This is a genomic window from Streptomyces sp. AM 2-1-1, from assembly GCF_029167645.1.
In the GTDB taxonomy this organism is placed as follows: Bacteria; Actinomycetota; Actinomycetes; order Streptomycetales; family Streptomycetaceae; genus Streptomyces.
In genome coordinates this window covers 2,070,170-2,087,667 of record NZ_CP119147.1, presented here as the reverse complement: position 1 = coordinate 2,087,667, position 17,498 = coordinate 2,070,170, and the positions used below count along the sequence as shown (strand labels likewise).

11 protein-coding genes are annotated in these 17,498 nt (G+C 71.3%); 10 read left to right on the top strand and 1 reads right to left on the bottom strand.

Annotation, left to right across the window (positions count from 1 at the left end; genetic code table 11):
* Window positions 1-175: 175 nt before the first annotated feature.
* Window positions 176-2,212, bottom strand: coding sequence for a M4 family metallopeptidase (locus tag PZB77_RS08720; protein ID WP_275491997.1), 2,037 nt, complete (start codon window positions 2,210-2,212; stop codon window positions 176-178).
* A gap of 870 nt (window positions 2,213-3,082) precedes the next feature.
* Between PZB77_RS08720 and PZB77_RS08715 the strand changes: the two genes are divergently transcribed.
* From PZB77_RS08715 to PZB77_RS08670, 10 genes are all read left to right on the top strand, one after another.
* Entirely contained in the window at window positions 3,083-4,465 is a 1,383-nt protein-coding gene (locus PZB77_RS08715; protein WP_275491996.1) for a nucleotide sugar dehydrogenase, read from the top strand.
* Window positions 4,462-6,018 (top strand): glycosyltransferase, encoded by a 1,557-nt coding sequence (locus PZB77_RS08710; protein WP_275491995.1) that lies wholly within the window; start codon window positions 4,462-4,464, stop codon window positions 6,016-6,018. Before PZB77_RS08715 ends, PZB77_RS08710 begins: the two co-directional genes overlap by 4 nt.
* A complete protein-coding gene (locus PZB77_RS08705; protein WP_275491994.1) occupies window positions 6,015-6,203 on the top strand; it encodes a hypothetical protein in 189 nt (62 codons plus the stop codon). The genes PZB77_RS08710 and PZB77_RS08705 overlap by 4 nt, the downstream gene beginning before the upstream one ends.
* Window positions 6,200-7,804, top strand: a complete 1,605-nt coding sequence (locus PZB77_RS08700; RefSeq protein WP_275491993.1) for a polysaccharide deacetylase family protein — start codon at window positions 6,200-6,202, stop codon at window positions 7,802-7,804. The genes PZB77_RS08705 and PZB77_RS08700 overlap by 4 nt, the downstream gene beginning before the upstream one ends.
* Window positions 7,801-8,748: a hypothetical protein gene (locus PZB77_RS08695; RefSeq protein WP_275491992.1), complete on the top strand. Its 948-nt coding sequence runs from the start codon at window positions 7,801-7,803 to the stop codon at window positions 8,746-8,748. Before PZB77_RS08700 ends, PZB77_RS08695 begins: the two co-directional genes overlap by 4 nt.
* Before the next feature lie 997 nt (window positions 8,749-9,745).
* A complete protein-coding gene (gene eno, locus PZB77_RS08690; protein WP_275491991.1) occupies window positions 9,746-11,029 on the top strand; it encodes a phosphopyruvate hydratase in 1,284 nt (427 codons plus the stop codon).
* 50 nt (window positions 11,030-11,079) lie between these two features.
* Complete coding sequence (locus PZB77_RS08685; protein WP_275491990.1) at window positions 11,080-12,342, top strand: ATP-grasp domain-containing protein; 1,263 nt, start codon at window positions 11,080-11,082, stop codon at window positions 12,340-12,342.
* Window positions 12,343-12,385: 43 nt separating this feature from the next.
* Window positions 12,386-13,381, top strand: a complete 996-nt coding sequence (locus tag PZB77_RS08680) for an SGNH/GDSL hydrolase family protein (RefSeq protein ID WP_275491989.1) — start codon at window positions 12,386-12,388, stop codon at window positions 13,379-13,381.
* 124 nt (window positions 13,382-13,505) lie between these two features.
* Complete coding sequence (locus PZB77_RS08675; RefSeq protein ID WP_275491988.1) at window positions 13,506-15,659, top strand: iron-containing redox enzyme family protein; 2,154 nt, start codon at window positions 13,506-13,508, stop codon at window positions 15,657-15,659.
* A complete protein-coding gene (locus tag PZB77_RS08670; RefSeq protein WP_275491987.1) occupies window positions 15,659-17,497 on the top strand; it encodes a carbamoyltransferase in 1,839 nt (612 codons plus the stop codon). The genes PZB77_RS08675 and PZB77_RS08670 overlap by 1 nt, the downstream gene beginning before the upstream one ends.
* Window position 17,498: the final 1 nt, after the last annotated feature.

Sequence of the window (17,498 nt, the reverse complement as noted above, 5' to 3'; positions counted from 1 at the left end):
GCCGAAAACGCCCCCGCCCCCGGCGCTGCCGGGGGCGGGGGCGGGGGCGGGGGAGAAGGCGTGCGGGCGGCCCGGGAGGAGGCGAGCTCCTCCCGGGCCGCCCGCACGTGTACCGGGTCGGTGCGGGGACGTCCGGTTCAGGGCCGGTCGGTCCGGCCGCGCCGGTCCGGGTGCGTCAGAAGGTCAGCTTGAAGCTGTTGATCTTGCCGGTGTCGGACGAGGCGATGTCCTGCACCTTCAGCTTCCAGACACCGTTGGCGACCTGCGCGGAGGCGTTGACCGTGTAGGTCGCCACCACGTTGTCGGCCGAGTCGCTCGACGAGGAGTTCTTCAGCCGGTACGAGGTCCCGTTCGGGCCGACGAGGTCGACGACCAGGTCACCGCGCCAGGTGTGGGTGATGTCCACGCCGACCTGGAGGGTGCTCGGGGCGTTGCCGGTGATTCCGGAGACGGTGATCGAGCTGGTCACCGCGGCGCCGTTGTCCGGGATCGAGACGGCGGTGCTGTTGGTGAAGACCGTCCCGGTGGGGGGCGTCGTACCGGGACGGGTACCGACGTTGATGCCGGCCCAGGCATTGGCCACGGCGGTGTACTCGGCGCTCGTCGTGCCGTACAGCTCACCGGCGGCGGCGAGGGTACCGGTACGCGCGGAGGCGTAGTTGGTCGTCGTGGTGAACTTCGTGGTGAGCGCCCGGTACCAGATCTGCAGCGCCTTGTCGCGGCCAATGCCGGTCACGGGGAGGCCGTCCGAGGTGGGGGAGTTGTACGAGACGCCGTTGACGGTCTTGGCGCCGCTGCCCTCGGAGAGCAGGTAGAAGAAGTGGTTGGCCGGGCCGGAGGAGTAGTGGACGTCGATGCTGCCGATGCCGGAGTACCACGAGTCCTTGGACCCGCCGTCCTTGCTCGGCTTGTCCATGTAGCGCAGCGGGGTGCCGTCGCCGTTGATGTTGATCTTCTCGCCGACGAGGTAGTCGCCCGGGTCGGCGGTGGTGTTGGAGTAGAACTCCACACCGGCCGCGAAGATGTCGCTGGTCGCCTCGTTGAGGCCGCCGGACTCACCGCTGTAGACCAGGCCGGCCGTGGCGGCGGTGACGCCGTGCGACATCTCGTGGGCCGCGACGTCCAGGGAGGTCAGCGGGGCGGCGTTGCCGGACCCGTCGCCGTAGGTCATGCAGAAGCAGCTGTCGGTCCAGAAGGCGTTGACGTAGTTGTTGCCGTAGTGGACGCGGGAGTAGGCGGCGACGCCGTTGCCCTTGATGCCGGTGCGGCCGTGGACGTTCTTGTAGTAGTCCCACGTCTCGGCCGCGCCGTAGTGGGCGTCCGCGGCGGCGGTCTCGGTGTTGGTGCCGACGCCGTTGCCCCAGACGTCGTCCGCTCCGGAGAAGAGCGTTCCGGTGCCGGAGGTGCCGTGGTTCAGGTTGTACGTCTTGTGGCCGCCGCGCGTGGAGTCGGTGAGGTTGTACGAGCCCGAGGTGCCCGACGTCCCGAGGGTGACGGTGCCGCTGTACTGCGTGTTGCCGGTACCGGTCTCGATGCCCTGCCACTCGAAGAGCTTGGCGCCGGAGGTGGCGTCGGTGACGACGTGCAGCTCGTTCGGGGTGCCGTCCTCCTGGAGGCCGCCGACGACGGTCTCGAAGGCGAGCTTCGGGGTGCCGTCCGCCAGCCAGACGATCTTGCGAGGAGCCCTGCTCGCCGCGGTGGCCTTCGAACCGTCGGCCGCCGCCGCGCCGAGCGCCTGCTTCTCGGCGGCGGCCGGGGCGATGCCGGCGACCGTGCCGACCGCCTTCAGCTGCGCGCTGGTGGCGCTGGACGCCTTGGCCACGGACTCGGTCGCGCCGGCCGCGGTCGACGAGACGACGAGGTCGCCGCCGAGCACCGGCAGCCCGCCGAGGGTGCGCTCGTAGCGGGTGTGCACCGTTCCGTCGACGTCCTCGACGACGTCACGGACGACGAGCTTCTCCGTGGCGCCGAGCCCGAGTTCCTTGGCGGTGGCGGCCTTGCCCGCGTCGGCCTCGGCGATGAGGGCGGCACGGGCGGCGGGAGAGAGCGCCTTCGGCAGCGCACCCGGGTCGACCTTGCCGGACGCCGGGGCCGCCGGGGCCGGGGCGGGGGTGGCGGTCGCCGCCGGGGAGGTGACACCGACGGCGACGAGGGCCGCCGCGGCTATCAGAGCGCCGGTCGCGGTGGTGCGACGGCTGTGCGTGAGTCTCACGCGGACTCCTTCTGCGAGGGGGGTACCGGCGGGCGGTGCCGGCCGGCGGTGCAGGCGGTGCGCGGAACGACGGAAGAGTGTCAGTCGCGGCGCATTCCTGTCAGGAGCGCGTCAACGAATTGGCCGGAATTCGTCCGTTGCCGGGTGGTCGGTGTTCGTTAAGCGGACGTTTCGTCGATCTTGGCCCACGTGACGCCTGAGGCTCGCCCGGCGCCGTAACCACCGGGAACGTCGGTCCGGGCCCGCCTCCTTCGTGTTCGAAATCTTCGACGGCCGAGGGCCCTTGCTCACGTGGTGAGACGGTGAGGGTCCATGGCTCATAACAAGCCATGCGGAGCGGTGCGAGTGAGGGCCCGGCGCGGGGAAGGACGGGGCGGGCCGCATCGCGTCGGTCCCGCAGGGGGTCATGGGGCGGGGCCGGGTGCCGTGGGTCTGCGACCGCTCGTTGCCGTCCGGGGCGTGCGGTCGTCGCCGCCTCCGGACCGCTCGGAGGGCGAAGTTCTCCCGCCGGGTTGTCGGTTGAGACGATGAACGTGTCGACGGATGGCCGAGAAGCAGTTGTCGGGCCGCCGTGTCCGTCCCTGCTTTTCGGGAGCAATCGGGCACGATTCCAGAGTGGTGACAGGAAAACATCAGAATCCGGTGGATCCGGGCGCGAACTCCGAGCGGGAGTACGTGACACCCCTCCCTGCGACGGAGGGCGTTCCCGCACAGACGCGCCCCGCCCCCGCGGGACGTTCCCCGCGGGACTGGCTCGCGGCGGAGTCCGGCGGGACGGCGTCGCCGGCCGACGGACCCGGGGCGGCCGAGGAGAGTTCGGCGGCCTGTCCCCCGCTCTCCCGGAAGGAACGTCACGGACGTGCCGTCGCCGTGGTCGGACTGGGGTACGTGGGACTCCCGACCTCCCTGGCGTTGCGGGCGTCGGGGGCGCGGGTGATCGGGATCGACGTCAGCGCCGAACGGCTGCGCGACATCCGCGAGGGTGCCGTGGACCTGACGCCGCGCGACCGGGAACGGCTCGCCGACGCCCTCGACGACGCCGCCTTCCTCCTCACCGACGACCCCCGGGCCTCCGCATGGGCCGACACCGTGGTCATCTGCGTCCCCACCCCCGTGGACCGCCACCAGGTGCCGGACCTCGGCATGCTCGCGACGGCCTGCGCCTCCGCGGTCGCACACGCGGTGCCGGGGCAGTTGCTGCTCCTCACCTCAACCAGTTACGTGGGAACCACGCGGGATCTGCTGCTCACTCCGCTCGCGGCCCGGGGGATGAGGGCGGAGAGCGATGTCTTCGTGGCGTTCGCGCCGGAGCGGATCGATCCGGGGAGCGCCGGCCACAGCCAGGACCTCACCCCCCGCATCGTGGGGGGCGCCGGCCGCCGCAGCACCGCCTCCGCCGCCGCCGTGCTCTCCCGGATCGCCCCCTCGGTCCACACGCTGGCGAGCCCGGAAGCCGCCGAGATGACCAAACTCTGGGAGAACACCTTCCGGGCCGTGAACATCGCACTGGCCAACGAACTGGCCGACAGCTGTGCCGTTTTCGGGCTGGAGCCCCGCGCGGTGATCGACGCGGCGGCGACCAAGCCGTACGGGTTCATGCCCTTCTATCCCGGCCCAGGGGTCGGCGGTCACTGCATCCCGTGCGATCCCCACTACCTGCTCTGGCAGTTGCGGGCCGAACGCATTCCCTCGCCCATCGTCGACACGGCGATGCGAGCCATCGCGGAACGACCCGGCCGGATGGCGGGACTCATCACCGCGAAGCTCGCCGCCCGGGGGATCCCGGTCGCGGGGGCGCGCGTGCTGCTGGTCGGCGTCGCGTACAAACGGGGAGTGGCGGACGTCCGCGAGAGCGCCGCGCTGGAGATCATGGGGCTGCTGGCGGACTGGGGGGCGACGGTGGCCTTCACGGACCCGCTGGTGCCCCGCGTCCACCTGCGCGGCACCACGCTCACGTGCGTCCCGGACCCGTGGGAGCACCGGTGGGACCTGGTCGTGCTGCACACCCTGCACCCGGGTACGGATCTGAGCGGGCTCGGCCCCGAACAGACGGTGCTCGACATCTCGCAGGACCGCAGAGGGCCCGGGACCGACGGCGCGTACCGGGCCGCCGGGCCGTCCGGCACGCGCGCCGGAGCACACCGCTCGGCCGGCGGCGGGAGGTCCGGCGCGCCGGGACCGGGAGCGGAGGGCGCGGCCGGAGCACCCGGCTCGGCCGGAGCGCCGCAGGGGTCGGTCGGGGCTCGGGTATGACCCTGACCGACGAGACCCCCGCCGGCCGCCCCCCGCTCCCGGGTGGCCCGCCCCGTACCCCGGCCGCGCGGCGGGCCGTCCCCCGCCCCGGCCGTCCGTCCGGGTCAGCCCGTCCGTCCGGCTCCGCCCCGCTCCGCCCCGCCCGTCGCACCGTCCGGGCTCTCGCCCGGCGGTTCGCCGAAGCGGCTCCCGGGGTCCGGCGCGGACTGCGCCGGCTGGTGGTGCTGCTCTGCCTGACGCCGCTGACCGTCGTCCTGGCCCACCAGGCGCTCCGGACACCGAGCCCGGACTCCGCGACGGCCTACGGGGTGGTCGTCCTCGCGGGCACGATCGCCCTGCTGTACCTGGCGTACAGCCGCTACGAAGACCCATCGACGACCCGGGGCCCGCACGAACCCGATCCCGGCTTCCCGCCGCTTCCGGCCCGCCCGCGCGTCGACTTCCTGGTGGCGGTGAAGGACGAGGCAGGCGCCATCGAGGCGTGCGTCCGCTCGATGGCCGGCTCGGACTGCCCCGGGGTGCGGATCGTCGTGGTGGACGACTTCTCCACCGACGGCACACGCGACATCCTGATGCGGCTGCGGGACGAACTCGGGATCACCGTGCTGCTGCTGGACCGGAACGTCGGCAAGAAGCACGCCCTGGTCGCCGCGTGCGCACGGGCGGATGCCGAGGTCCTCGCCTTCACCGACTCCGACTGCGTCCTCGCCCCCGACGCGCTGCGCCGCTGCGTGGACGCCCTCGCCCGCCATGCGCGCCTCGGCGCGGTCAGCGGGCACTGCCGGGCGCTCAACGCTGACGCGTCCTTGCTGACGCGCATTCAGGACACGTGGTACGAGGGCCAGTTCAGGGTGGCAAAGGCGGCGGAGTCCTCCTTCGGCTCGGTGTCCTGCGTATCCGGCCCGCTCGCGGTCTTCCGGCGGGAGGCGATCTACAACTACCTTCCGGCCTGGAGCCACGACCGTTTCCTGGGCGCCCCCTTCCGCTTCGCCACCGACCGCCAGCTCACCGGGTACGTCCTGGGGCAGGCGTGGATCGGCCGGTCCCTCAAGGAGCGCTACCGGTCTTCGCCCTTCGTCTCGGGTGAGGACCACCCCGAGCGGCGCTGGCGGGTCGGCTACGTCCGCTCGGCCCACGTCCGCACCAACGTCCCCGTGCGGCTCGTCCCCCTCATGCGGCAGCAGGTCCGCTGGAAGAAGAGTTTCATCCGCAACCTCTTCTTCACCGGATCCTTCATGTGGCGCCGGGGCCCCGGACCGGCCGCCCTCTTCTACGGCCACGTCCTCTGGGTGCTCGCCGCCCCGTTGATGGCCCTCCGCCACCTGGTCTGGGCCCCGGCCCACGGGGCGTACTTCCTCACCCTCCTCTACGTCTGCGGTGTGCTGCTCAAAGGATGTGTCTGGGGCCTCGCCTACCGGATCGACCACCCCGGCGACACCCGGTGGAGGTACCGCCCGGTGATGAGCCTCTTCTCGTCGGTGGTGCTCGCCTGGCTGCTCCCGTACTCGCTGCTCACCGTGAAGCGCGGCGTCTGGTCGAGGAGCGCGACATGAGGGCGGGCGACCGGAGGTCGGGCGCGTGGCGGCTGGGCGAGGAAGCGCCGCACGGCGCCGGTGAGGTCCCCGACGGGGGAGCCGGCGCGGCCCGGCGCGCGCTCCGATCGCTGGGAGGACTCCTGACCGCCTGCGCCGTGGTGGCGCTCTACGTGCTGGTCCTGTCCCGGGGAGACCTGCCGTGACGGGCACCGGCCCGGACCGGCGGACCTTCGGGGGACGGGCGCGCGCGGAGGGGACGCGGGCGCTGCTGGGGCTGCTGGCCCTGGTGCTGGTCGCCCTGCCGTTCTACGCGGTGTGGCGGTACGACACCCACCGCAAGGCGGTCAGTTCTCAGGCGGGTCCGCCGGCCCGCGCCGTGCCCGCCGTCGTGCCGGCCGGACCGGAACCGGACACCGCGGCGCCGCCCGTCGTGCTGGCGTACCACGACATCGCACCGCGTGGCCGCAGCCGGTTCACGGTGACCCCCGACTCCCTCGACGCACAACTCGCCGCCCTGACGCGGGCCGGCTACCGGAGCCTGAGCACCGAGGAGTTCGCCCGCTACCTGGCGGGAGGGGAGCCGCCCGCCCGCCGGTCCGTCTACCTCACCTTCGACGACGGAACCCACGGGCTCTGGGTGCACGCCGACCGCATCCTCGCCAAGTACCGGATGCGCGCGGCGGTCTTCCTGATCACCGGATCGGTGGGGAGCCACCGTCCGTACTACCTCTCCTGGCAGGAGATCGGGCGCATGGCGGCCACCGGCCGGTGGGACTTCGAGGACCACACCCACGCCCAGCACCGGCGGGGCGACGTGGACGCGGCCGGTACGCGGGCGGCGGCGCTCTCCCACCGCCTGTGGCTCCCCGGCGCCGCCCGGCTCGAACGGGAGGACGAGTACCGGGCGAGGATCTCCCGGGACCTGGACACCTCGCTCGCGGAGATGGCCCGCCACGGTCTGCCTCGCCCCCGCCTCTTCGCTTACCCCTTCTCCGAGTCGTCCGAGCCCACCGACTCCGCTTCCTCGAAGGGCATTCTCCGAGACGAGCTGGAGCGCCGGTTCGCCGCCGCCCTGACGAACACCTCCGCCCGTCCGCTCCCCGCCGGGCGGCGTGCGGGGGCGGCGCGCGAGGTGCGGCGCCTGGAGATCACCCGGGCGACGGATCTGACGGCATTCCGGGCCGAACTGGACCGCTGGACGGCGGTCTCCCCGGGCATGTCACCGGATCCGCTGGAGGACGGGACCGGCTGGGAGCACACCGGCACGGCGCCCCCCGCCGGATCCGGGGTCTTCACCGGCCGGGGGCCCTATCCGGGCCGGAAGGGGTACGCGGCCGGCTCGTACCGGCCCCTCGCCACGGCGGACTGGACCGACTACGCGGTGGACGTGGTGGCCGACCGCCTGCGCGAAGCGCGCAACGACGTCGCCGTCGTCGTACGGGACGGCAGCCTGGCCCCCATGACGGTGTCGTTGAGCCACAGTTACGTCACCCTCTACAGCGGTTCCGGCGTCCGGCGCACGGAGGTGGCCCGGCGGACGCTCCGGAACGCCCCCGTGCACCGCCTGCGCATCACCGTGCGGGGTGATCGCACCGAGGTCGTGGCCGACGGGCGCGTGCGGATCGACTGGACCGAGCGGCGGGCCACCGGCGGGGACCGCAGGGGCGGCCTCGCCCTCAGCGTCCGCAACGGGGACGCCCAGGGTGAGTGGCCCCGGTTCGCCGCCCTCCGGGTCACCGCACTGCCCGGCGCGGGACCGGACGGCACGGCCGCCACCGGCGCGGATTCCCGGGAAGCCCGGTGACGCGGGAACCGGACGGCGGGCCCGCTCTCCGCCATGCCCGCCGTGCGGTTCTCGGGCTGGGCCTCGCGGCCGCGGGGGGCCTCCTGCCCCTGACCGAGGCGCCCCGGGCCGGACCCGGAGCGGGCGGGGCGAAGGGTGAGGGTGTCCGCGCCGCCGGGCCGGGAGTTCCGCTTCCGGACGACCGTGCCGGCGACGGCGGACCCGCGCGCCCGGCCCGAACCGTCGACACCGCGTCCACCTGCGACGGCGTCCCCGGATTCACCGCGGTCTTTCCCGGTTCCGGGCTGATCACCAACGAGTACGCCCACCGGCGCCCCGACGCCGCCGACGCCCGCGTCGACCCGGACTGGTTCGTGACCAGTGGATCGCTCTTCGCCGACCGGGGAGCCGCCTGGAGCGGAGTTCCGGACAGCCTCTCGCCCGATCCGCTCTCCCGACTGCGCACCGGCTCATCGGTCCTGCGGGTGGTGACCCGACGGCGGGACTTCGCGGACACCGCCGTCCGCACCCGCGTACGGCTGCGGCCTCCGGGAACCACCGCGCGCACCCCCGCGACGGATTGGGACGGCGGGCACCTCTGGCTCCGCTACCGCAGCCCTCAGGAGTTGTACGCGCTGAGTTTCCGGCGGCGCGACGGCCTCGTGGTCATCAAGCGCAAGTGTCTGCCGTCCGGGGCCGCCGACGGCGCCGAAGGCGAGTACACGACCCTCGCCCAGGCCCCCTTCGCCCTCCCGTACGACACCTGGCACCAGGTCGAGGCGCAGGCGTGCACGACGGCGGAGGCCTCGGTCCTGCTCCGTCTCCGCGTCGACGGGAGGACCGTGGCCGAGGCGGTGGACACCGGACCCGGGGTGCTCTCCGGCCCCGGCGGCGTGGGGGTGCGCGGCGACAACAGCGAACTGCGGTTCACCGCGTTCACCGCCGTACGGTGCGCGCCGGCGTGAGCCGGCGCGCACCGTACGGCGGGAGACGGGGACGGTGCGCCCGGGTGCGCTGCCGCCCCTCCGCCGGGCCGCGCTCTTCGGAGTCCCCCGGGGCGCCCCGGCGCGGAGCGGGAGAAATCCCAGGCGGGAGAGCGTACCGCCCGTGCGTCCTGTGCCGCTTCTTACCGAAATCGCCGTGGCAGAACGGGACATGAACGGCCCGAATGGATCGAATACTTATTTCCCGGACATCGGACGTCGGATGCACCCGGTGGAAATGCACCCCCTGTGGCTCACCCGATCGCGTATACGAAAAGGGTGCCGCCCGGCCGACCGCGAGAGCGGCCCACGGATTCGCCGGGAGAGAGAAGTCCGGTCCGGACCGCAGCACGGGGCCGGCGGCCGACCAGCGGCGCCGTGACGAAGTCCGAACGTCTCGCCGTCATGGGGAACTTGGGAAACGGGCGGACCGGTCGACGGTGTGGCGTAGTGCCGCACCGAACGGCGACAGTCAAGATCATCCGCCGGAAGGGGAGGCGCACTCCGTCTGTCGCCGCCCGGTTGTACTTCGTCCGTACCCTGTGACCAGCAACTTCATCTGATTGAACGGTCTTTGTAACTGGCCGAAACTATGGCCCTGTCGGGGGAGCGTGTGGTTAGATTGCGACCGCGCGGCCACCTGGAGCCGCGGCACGGGGAGAGGAACAAAGCCCTTCAATGTGGAAGGTCGCAGCAGGTTCCTCCTCAACTGGTCTGAATCCACTGCGGGCACGTGTGGAGGGACCGGAAACCTTCCGGACCTGATCCCATTCGTCATCGCACCGAAACTCTTCATGAACCGATCGGTGCAGAACTCTGTCACCCGCGGTGCAGACAACTTGGTCGACGGAATCCCTGCGGATTCCGAGCGCGACAGGCGGGTCCACTCGGTGCGGAGTGACTCGCTGGTGCGCCGCGGCAGCGAAGCCGCGCGGTGACTCATCCGGCGTGAAGACGCGGGACACATTGTAGGAGTGGAATGTCCGAGATTACTGGTGTGTTCGCACGCGAAATCGTCGACAGCCGTGGCAACCCCACCGTCGAGGTGGACGTTCGCCTGGCCGACGGCTCCCTGGGCAGGGCCGCAGTGCCCTCCGGTGCATCCACCGGCACCCGGGAAGCGGTCGAACTCCGCGACTCGGACCCCGCTCGGTTCCGTGGCAAGGGTGTCTCGCGCGCCGTCGCCGCGGTCAACGGTGAGATCGCGCAGGCGGTGCGGGGACTTCCCGCCGACGCGCAGTCCACCGTCGACCGGCTGATGATCGAGCTCGACGGTACGGAGAACAAGGGCCGGCTCGGCGCCAACGCGACGCTGGGCGTGTCGCTCGCGGTCGCCAAGGCGGCGGCCGCCTCCCACCGACTGCCGCTGTACCGCTACGTCGGTGGCACGTTCGCGCACGTCCTCCCGACCCCGATGATCAACATCATCAACGGCGGCGCACACGCCGACAACGGGCTGGACTTCCAGGAGTTCATGATCGCACCGGTGGGCGCGACCTCGATGGCCGAGGCCGTCCGGATCGGCTCCGAGGTCTTCCACACCCTGCGCGACCTCCTGCGCGCCGCCGGGCACAACACCAACGTCGGCGACGAGGGCGGCTTCGCACCCGATCTGGCCACGGCGGACGAGGCACTCGACTTCGTCGTCAAGGCCATCGAGAAGGCCGGCTTCCGGCCCGGCAGCGACGTGGCGCTCCTGCTGGACCCCGCCTCCTCCGAGTTCTACCGTGACGGGGCCTACCACTACGCGGGCGAAGACCGCGTCCGGTCGATCACCGAACACGCCGACTACCTCGCCGGGCTGGCCTCCCGCTTCCCGATCGTCTCGATCGAAGACGGCATGGCCCAGGACGACTTCGAGGGCTGGAAGTACCTCACCGACGCCATCGGCTCCACCTGCCAGCTGGTCGGCGACGACGTCTTCTGCACCAACGTCCGCCTGCTCCAGGACGGCATCGACCGGGGCATCGCGAACTCGATCCTGGTCAAGGTGAACCAGATCGGCACCCTGACCGAGATGCTGGACACCGCGAGCACGGCCACCCGCGCCGGCTACTCCGTGGTGATGTCGCACCGCTCGGGCGAGACCGAGGACACGACCATCGCCGACCTCGCCGTCGCCCTCAACTGCGGTCAGATCAAGACGGGATCGCTCTCCCGGTCCGACCGGACGGCCAAGTACAACCAGCTGATCCGCATCGAGGAGGAGCTGGGCGCCGAGGCGGTCTACGGCGGAGTGAAGTTCTTCAACGGCATCAGCTGAACCCGCGGGGTCACCGCCGCAGCCGTCGTGCACGGAAGGAGACGTAGAGGATGAGCATCCTCGTACTCCACAGATCCAACGCCAGCCGTCGCGGTCACCTGGCGAAAGCCGCGGAATACGCGAAGAGGCACGGGGACCGGCTTCTCCTCGTGGTGAAGGATCCGACCTGGGAGAAGGAGTTCGCCGACATCACGGTGTCGGTGGACACCTCGGACGTCGAGGCCACGGTCGCCGCGGTGCGCACCCTCGCGGCGACCGAGCCGGAACCCATCCGCGCCGTCGTGGCGTTCGTCGGGCACAGCGTGCCCGCCGCCGCCGCGGTCGCGGCCGACCTGGGCCTTCCCTTCGTGGGGGAACGGACGGCGCGCACGGTGCGCGACAAGTACGCCATGCGCCGGGCCTTCGCAGCGGCGAACGTGCCGCAGCCGGAGCACGGCCTGGCCCGGACGCTCGACGAGGCCGTGGCGGAGGCCGCCCGCATCGGCTTCCCGCTGGTGCTGAAGCCGCTCATCGACAACGACAGCGGCTACTTCCGGCGGGTGGACGACGTCGCGGAGCTCACCGAGCACTTCCCGGTGGTGCAGCGCGGCGCCTGGTCCGGGATCGTGCACAACCCGCACTACGCCTGGATGGTGGAGAGGTACGGCTCGGCCGTCCTGCTGGAGGAGTACCTGCCGGGAGCGGAGGTCAGCGTCGAGTCGATCGTCGTCGACGGCCGGGCCCACGTCATCGCCCTCCACGACAAGCCCGTCCCCGCGGAGGGCCCCTACTTCGTCGACGTCCACTACGCGACCCCCAGCCGGCTGCCGGCCGAGGTGCGGGAACGGATCGTCGAGCTCACCGCCGCCTCGCACCGGGCGGTCGGCATCGGGACGGGAGCCGTCCACACGGAGTTCCGGATCGGGAGCGACGGCACGCCGAAGATCCTGGAGACGGCGGCGCGCCTCGGCGGCGGACCGGTCTACCAGTCGGTCCTGCTGAGCACCGGGGTCGACCTGGTCGCGGCCGTGCTCGACGTGGCGTCCGGCCGGACACCGGACCTCGACCCCGGGCGCGCCCCCACGCCCGCCGGCTTCTACCTGTTCTTCGCCGAGAAGGCCGGGAGGATCAGCCGGATCAGCGGGGTGGAGGAAGCCGGCCGCGATCCCCGGGTACGGGAGCTCGCGCTCTACCGGAAGGTGGGGGACGCCGTCGACGTACCGCCGCGCGTCTGGCAGTCGCACGGCCACGTGCTCTTCACCGCCGACAGTGCCGAAGAATTCGTCGAGACGTTCGACGAGCTCGTGAATTCCATCAGGATCGAGATCGAATGATGTTCTCGCCGAGGGTCCGGGCATCCTGCCCGAGGAGCTATCTGTGAAAATCAGGAACGAACTGGCGCCGTATCTGGCCGGCTACGAGGAAAAGTTCACGAGCAAGGGCGATATTCGCTGGCTCCCGCATCTTCTCTTCTTCCACCCGCAGTCGTATCGTTCAGACGTGGTGAACACCGACTCGATCGGCTTTCGCTACGCCACGGACGGCGACCGCAGCTACTCGGTGGCCGACCAGGGGGACGCCGGGCCCGTGCGGCTCCTCGCCGGCAGCTCCACCGTCTTCGGCATCGGTGCCAGCTCCGACGCCTGGACGCTCCCGTCACGGCTGAACGTCCACGACGTGCGGCCCGGCACCTGGCTCAACTTCGGCGGCCGCAGCTTCAACTCGACGCAGGAACTCCTCCTGCTCACGCTCTACCGCCACCTGCTGCCCAAGGTGGACGAGATCGTGCTCTTCTCCGGCTTCAACAACCTGAGCCTGGCCCGCATGCCGCAGATGCGGGAGGAGGACCACGGCACCTTCTTCCAGTACTCGATGTACCAGGACATCTTCGCCGGGGCCGCGAAGGCGAAGTCCCCGCGGCGCGGCCTGCTGCGCCGGGAGAAGGAGGCGCCCGCACCGGCCGCACCGGGCATCGACGAGCAGATCGCCTACGCGGCCGACCTGACGCTCCGGCACCTGAGCGGCTGGAAGGCCCTGGCCTCCACCTGGGACGCGAAGATCACCTACATCCTCCAGCCGCTGTCGGGCTGGGTGCGCGACAAGGGCAGCCGGGAGGAGGAGCTCATCTTCGACGAGCTCGAACAGCACGGCGGCTTCGCCGCGATGTACGGCGACATCCTGAGCCGCGAGGTGAACGGCGCCTACGCGGGGCTGCTGGAACAGGGCGCGAAGGAGATGGGCATCGACTTCGTCAACTTCAGCCCCGTTCTCGCCGAATCGGCGCAGCAGGACCAATGGCTTTTCATCGACCGTATCCACCTGACCGACCATGGTCATGATTTCGTCGCCGGCAAGATCCTGGAAAACATCTGATCTGGAGTCCAGCATGTCGTTCATCAAAACCCTGATCAATCGCATTTTCCGCCGCAAGAAGGCAAAGAAGCCGGACGCGTCCATCTACCCGATGTTCTAGGGTCGAACAGCAAGAGAGCATCCCATGTGGCGTGAGGCGTACCGGCGGTGTGTCGACCCGGAGATATTCCTGTCCACCACCGCGATCCAGACACTCATGGCCGAGGTCGCGTCCTTCGATTCCGGGACCGATCCTCCGGACCTGTCCGTCACGCTCGCCGAGGCCTCCTCGTGGCGGGACGGACAGGGCATTGCCTACGACGAGTTGACCGACACCGCGGACCGGGCCGGCACGTCGGCGGCCCTGGCACACGCGCTGTTCCGCCAGTCCGGCCCTCTGGCTTCCACGCTCGGGGTCTGGCTGCAGGGCATGAGCGCACCCGGGGTCTTCGAGGACGAGGTCCACCTCAAGATCCTGGCCCTGTTCGCCGACGACATCGGCGTCGGCGGGCCCCGCTCGTCGCGCCATGACGCGTTCAAGGGCCTGGCGACGCGGTACGGCCGTCCCGAACTGGCCGTGGACGGGGACGAACTGGCCGCCGACCGGACGGTGCGGGACCACATGTTCGCGCTGCCCGCGACGCTGTTCGCGATCAGCCGGCGCTGCGACGCGTTCGCGCCGCTGATCGCCGGCATCGACGTGGTGCTGCGCTCGGTCGGCATGCTCCCCGCCTGGGGAGCACTCCGCGCGAGCGACGGCGCACCGGCCGAGTGGGCGCGCCTGGACCTGTCGGTGTCCACCGGGGCCACCGACATCGGGGCGCCCCTGGACGTCTCGCGAGAGGTGGCCGAGAAGTTCGGTGCGGGCGGTGAGGCCGTACGCCTGCGGGTCGCGGCCGGCGCGGCCTGGGCGCTCGACGCGCTGCGGTCGTGGGACGGACTGCTGCTCGACGAGGCCCGCGCCGCGCTGCACCCGCAGCGCGCGATGGAGCAGCTCATCCGGGAGCGGGCCCGGGAGGGCGCCGTCTACCACCAGAACTTCCGTCTGGCCGGCGGGGAGACGCTCTCCGCGCTGCTGGAACGGGCGAAGACCGACCCGGAGCCGCTGCTGAAGGAGCTGGCCGCGACGCGCATGGTCAAGCCGGGCAACGCCGCGCGCAGCTCGCTCGTCAACGGCCTGATCGGTCCGAAGGGCCCGATGTTCCGGGTCTTCTCGGCCGACGACGTCGAGGTGATCTCGCAGTGGATCGACTCGCTGGCCGACTCCGAGCCGGAGCCCGTGCCGTCGCCGGCCGCGCGGGTCCCGAGCGCGCCGGACTCCGGCGTCCTCGACCTGGACGCCGAGGACGGGGTGGTACCGGCGGACGTCCGCGAGGCGTACTTCGTGCTGCAGGGACGCGTGCTGGCCCCGGCCACCCGCGACTTCGCCGTACGGTACGTGCGGCGCTGGCTGGCCCGGGCGAAGCGCTCGCTGGGCCGCACGGACCGTTCGCTGCCCGAGCGCTGGACGCCGGCCGGACTGCGGCCCTGGCTGCTCGACATGCACGACAAGCACGGCGCCGAGTTCGAGACCAGCAGGTCCGGCTCCATGCCGACCCGTGAACAGGTCGTCGACGAGACCCTCCAACTGGCGCCGTTGACGCTGATCGACGGCTCGTGGCTGCAGGGCTTCACCGACGCGGGGCTCGCGACCACCCGGTACGGCTTCCCGCTGTTCGAGACGTACTGGGACGAGCTGGGCAACGGCGACATCGAGATCAACCACCCCAAGATCTACCGCGACGTGCTGCGGGAGATGGGTATCGAGCTCGCGCCCACCGGCAGCCGTGAGTTCGCCTACGACGACCGGTTCCGCGAGGAGTCGCTGGAGCGGCCGGTCTACTGGTTGTGCCTGGGCAAGCTGCCGCGCACCTTCCTGCCGGAGATCCTCGGCATGAACCTGGCGATGGAGCTCTCCGGCGTCGGCGGCAGTTACCGCACCGCCCGGGGCTTCCTCAAGCACTACGGCTTCTCCACGCACTTCGTCGATCTGCACAACACGATCGACAACGTGTCCACCGGGCACTCGGCCTGGGCCGCCGACGCCATCGACACCCACTTGCGGGCGGTGTCGAAGGGGTCGACCCCGGCGGAGTTCGCCGCCGAATGGGAGCGGGTCCGCATCGGCTACGAGTCGCTGGCCCCGCTGCCGTCCTCCACGATCGCCGACCGGATCGGCGACCGTTTTCTCACAACTCCGTGGAAACCTCGATCGCACGGCGGGTCGCTGTTCCACCACGCACCGGTGGGGGTGTCCTGATGTCCATGTACACGCTGGGAATTTCGGCTTATTACCACGACAGCGCGGCCGCGTTGGTCCGCGACGGCGTCGTGGTGGCCGCCGCGCAACAGGAGCGCTTCAGCAGGGTCCGGCACGATGCCGCCTTCCCGGCGGACGCCATCGCGTACTGCCTGGACCACGCCGGGATCACCCTGGCCGAGCTCGACACCGTCGTCTACTACGAGGACCCGAGCCTGAAGTACGGGCGGGTGCTCTCCTCGTTCGCCAGCGCCGGCCCGCGCGGCCTGCGGCCGTTCTCGGCGGTCCTGCCCCAGTGGCTCAGCTGGAAGCGCGACGTCCTGAAGCGGGTGGACGCCGAACTCGTGGCGCTGGGGCGCGGCACGGCCGTACCGGCGATCGCCTCGCAGCACCACCGCTCGCACGCCGCCTCGGCGTTCTTCCCCTCGCCGTACGAGAACGCGGCGGTGCTCACGATCGACGGGGTCGGTGAGTGGCAGACCACGACCATCTGGCACGGTCGCGGCAACTCGCTGGAGCTGGTCGACTCGGTCTCCTACCCGCACTCGGTGGGGATGCTCTACTCGGCGTTCACCTACTACTGCGGCTTCAAGGTCGACTCCGGCGAGTACAAGCTGATGGGCCTGGCGCCCTACGGCGAACCGCGGTTCGCCGACATCATCCGCCGGGAGCTGGTCAACGTCCGGCCGGACGGCTCGTTCACGCTGAACATGAAGTACTTCGAGTTCCACCAGGGCAGCCGCATGGTGGGGCGCGCCTTCGAGGAGCTGTTCGGCGCGCCGATCCGGGACGCGGAGAGCGAACTGGAGCAGCGCCACTGCGACTTGGCGGCCTCCGTGCAGGTGGTCACCGAGGAGATCGTGCTGGGCCTGGCGCGGGCGGCGGTCGAGCGGACCGGCGAGCGAGCGCTCGTGATGGCCGGCGGTGTCGCCCTGAACTGCGTCGCCAACGGCGTCCTCAGCCGTTCCGGCATCGTCGACGACCTGTGGATCCAGCCGGCGGCGGGCGACGCGGGGTGCGCGCTGGGCGCCGCACTCGACCACTCGGTCCCGGCCCACGGCCGACCGCACCTGGCCACCGGCGGCGACGGCATGTCCGGCGCGCTGCTCGGACCGGGCTTCTCCGACGAGGAGACCGAGAAGTTCCTGCGGGACAACGGCTACGCCTTCACCACGTTCCCGCAGGAGGAGCTGTACGACGAGGTGGCCGGCCGGCTCGCCGAGGGCGCGGTGGTGGGCTGGTTCCAGGGGCGCATGGAGTTCGGGCCCCGGGCCCTGGGCGCCCGGTCGATCATCGGCGACCCGCGCGACCAGGCCATGCAGAAGCGGATGAACCTCAAGATCAAGTTCCGGGAGTCGTTCCGGCCGTTCGCGCCGGCCGTACTGGCCGAGGACGCCAAGGACTACTTCGACCTGGTCGGCGACAGCCCGTACATGCTGGTCGTCGCCGAGGTCGCGGACCGGATCAAGACCGAGGCCTCGCTGCGGCCGGGCGGACCGAGCCGCGGCCTGGGCAGCATCAACGAGACCCGTTCGGAGCTGCCGGCCATCACGCACGTGGACCTCTCGGCCCGGGTGCAGACCGTCACCGAGCGCGACAACGCCCCGTACGCCCGGCTCCTCAGCGCCTTCAAGGCGGCGACCGGTTGTCCGGTCCTGGTGAACACGTCGTTCAACGTGCGGGGCGAGCCGATCGTGCACACCCCCGAGGACGCCTACCGGTGCTTCATGCGCACCGGGATGGACGTACTCGTCCTCGGCAGCCACGTGCTGAACAAGGACGACCAGCCGCCGTTCGCCGAATCCGTCGACTGGCGCGACGAGATCCCGCTCGACTGAC

Coding starts and splice junctions, on each gene's coding strand:
- PZB77_RS08675 (WP_275491988.1), top strand. CDS start 13,506: ATGTGGCGTGAGGCGTACCGGCGGTGTGTCGACCCGGAGATATTCCTG.
- PZB77_RS08670 (WP_275491987.1), top strand. CDS start 15,659: ATGTCCATGTACACGCTGGGAATTTCGGCTTATTACCACGACAGCGCG.
- PZB77_RS08685 (WP_275491990.1), top strand. CDS start 11,080: ATGAGCATCCTCGTACTCCACAGATCCAACGCCAGCCGTCGCGGTCAC.
- PZB77_RS08705 (WP_275491994.1), top strand. CDS start 6,015: ATGAGGGCGGGCGACCGGAGGTCGGGCGCGTGGCGGCTGGGCGAGGAA.
- PZB77_RS08710 (WP_275491995.1), top strand. CDS start 4,462: ATGACCCTGACCGACGAGACCCCCGCCGGCCGCCCCCCGCTCCCGGGT.
- eno (WP_275491991.1), top strand. CDS start 9,746: ATGTCCGAGATTACTGGTGTGTTCGCACGCGAAATCGTCGACAGCCGT.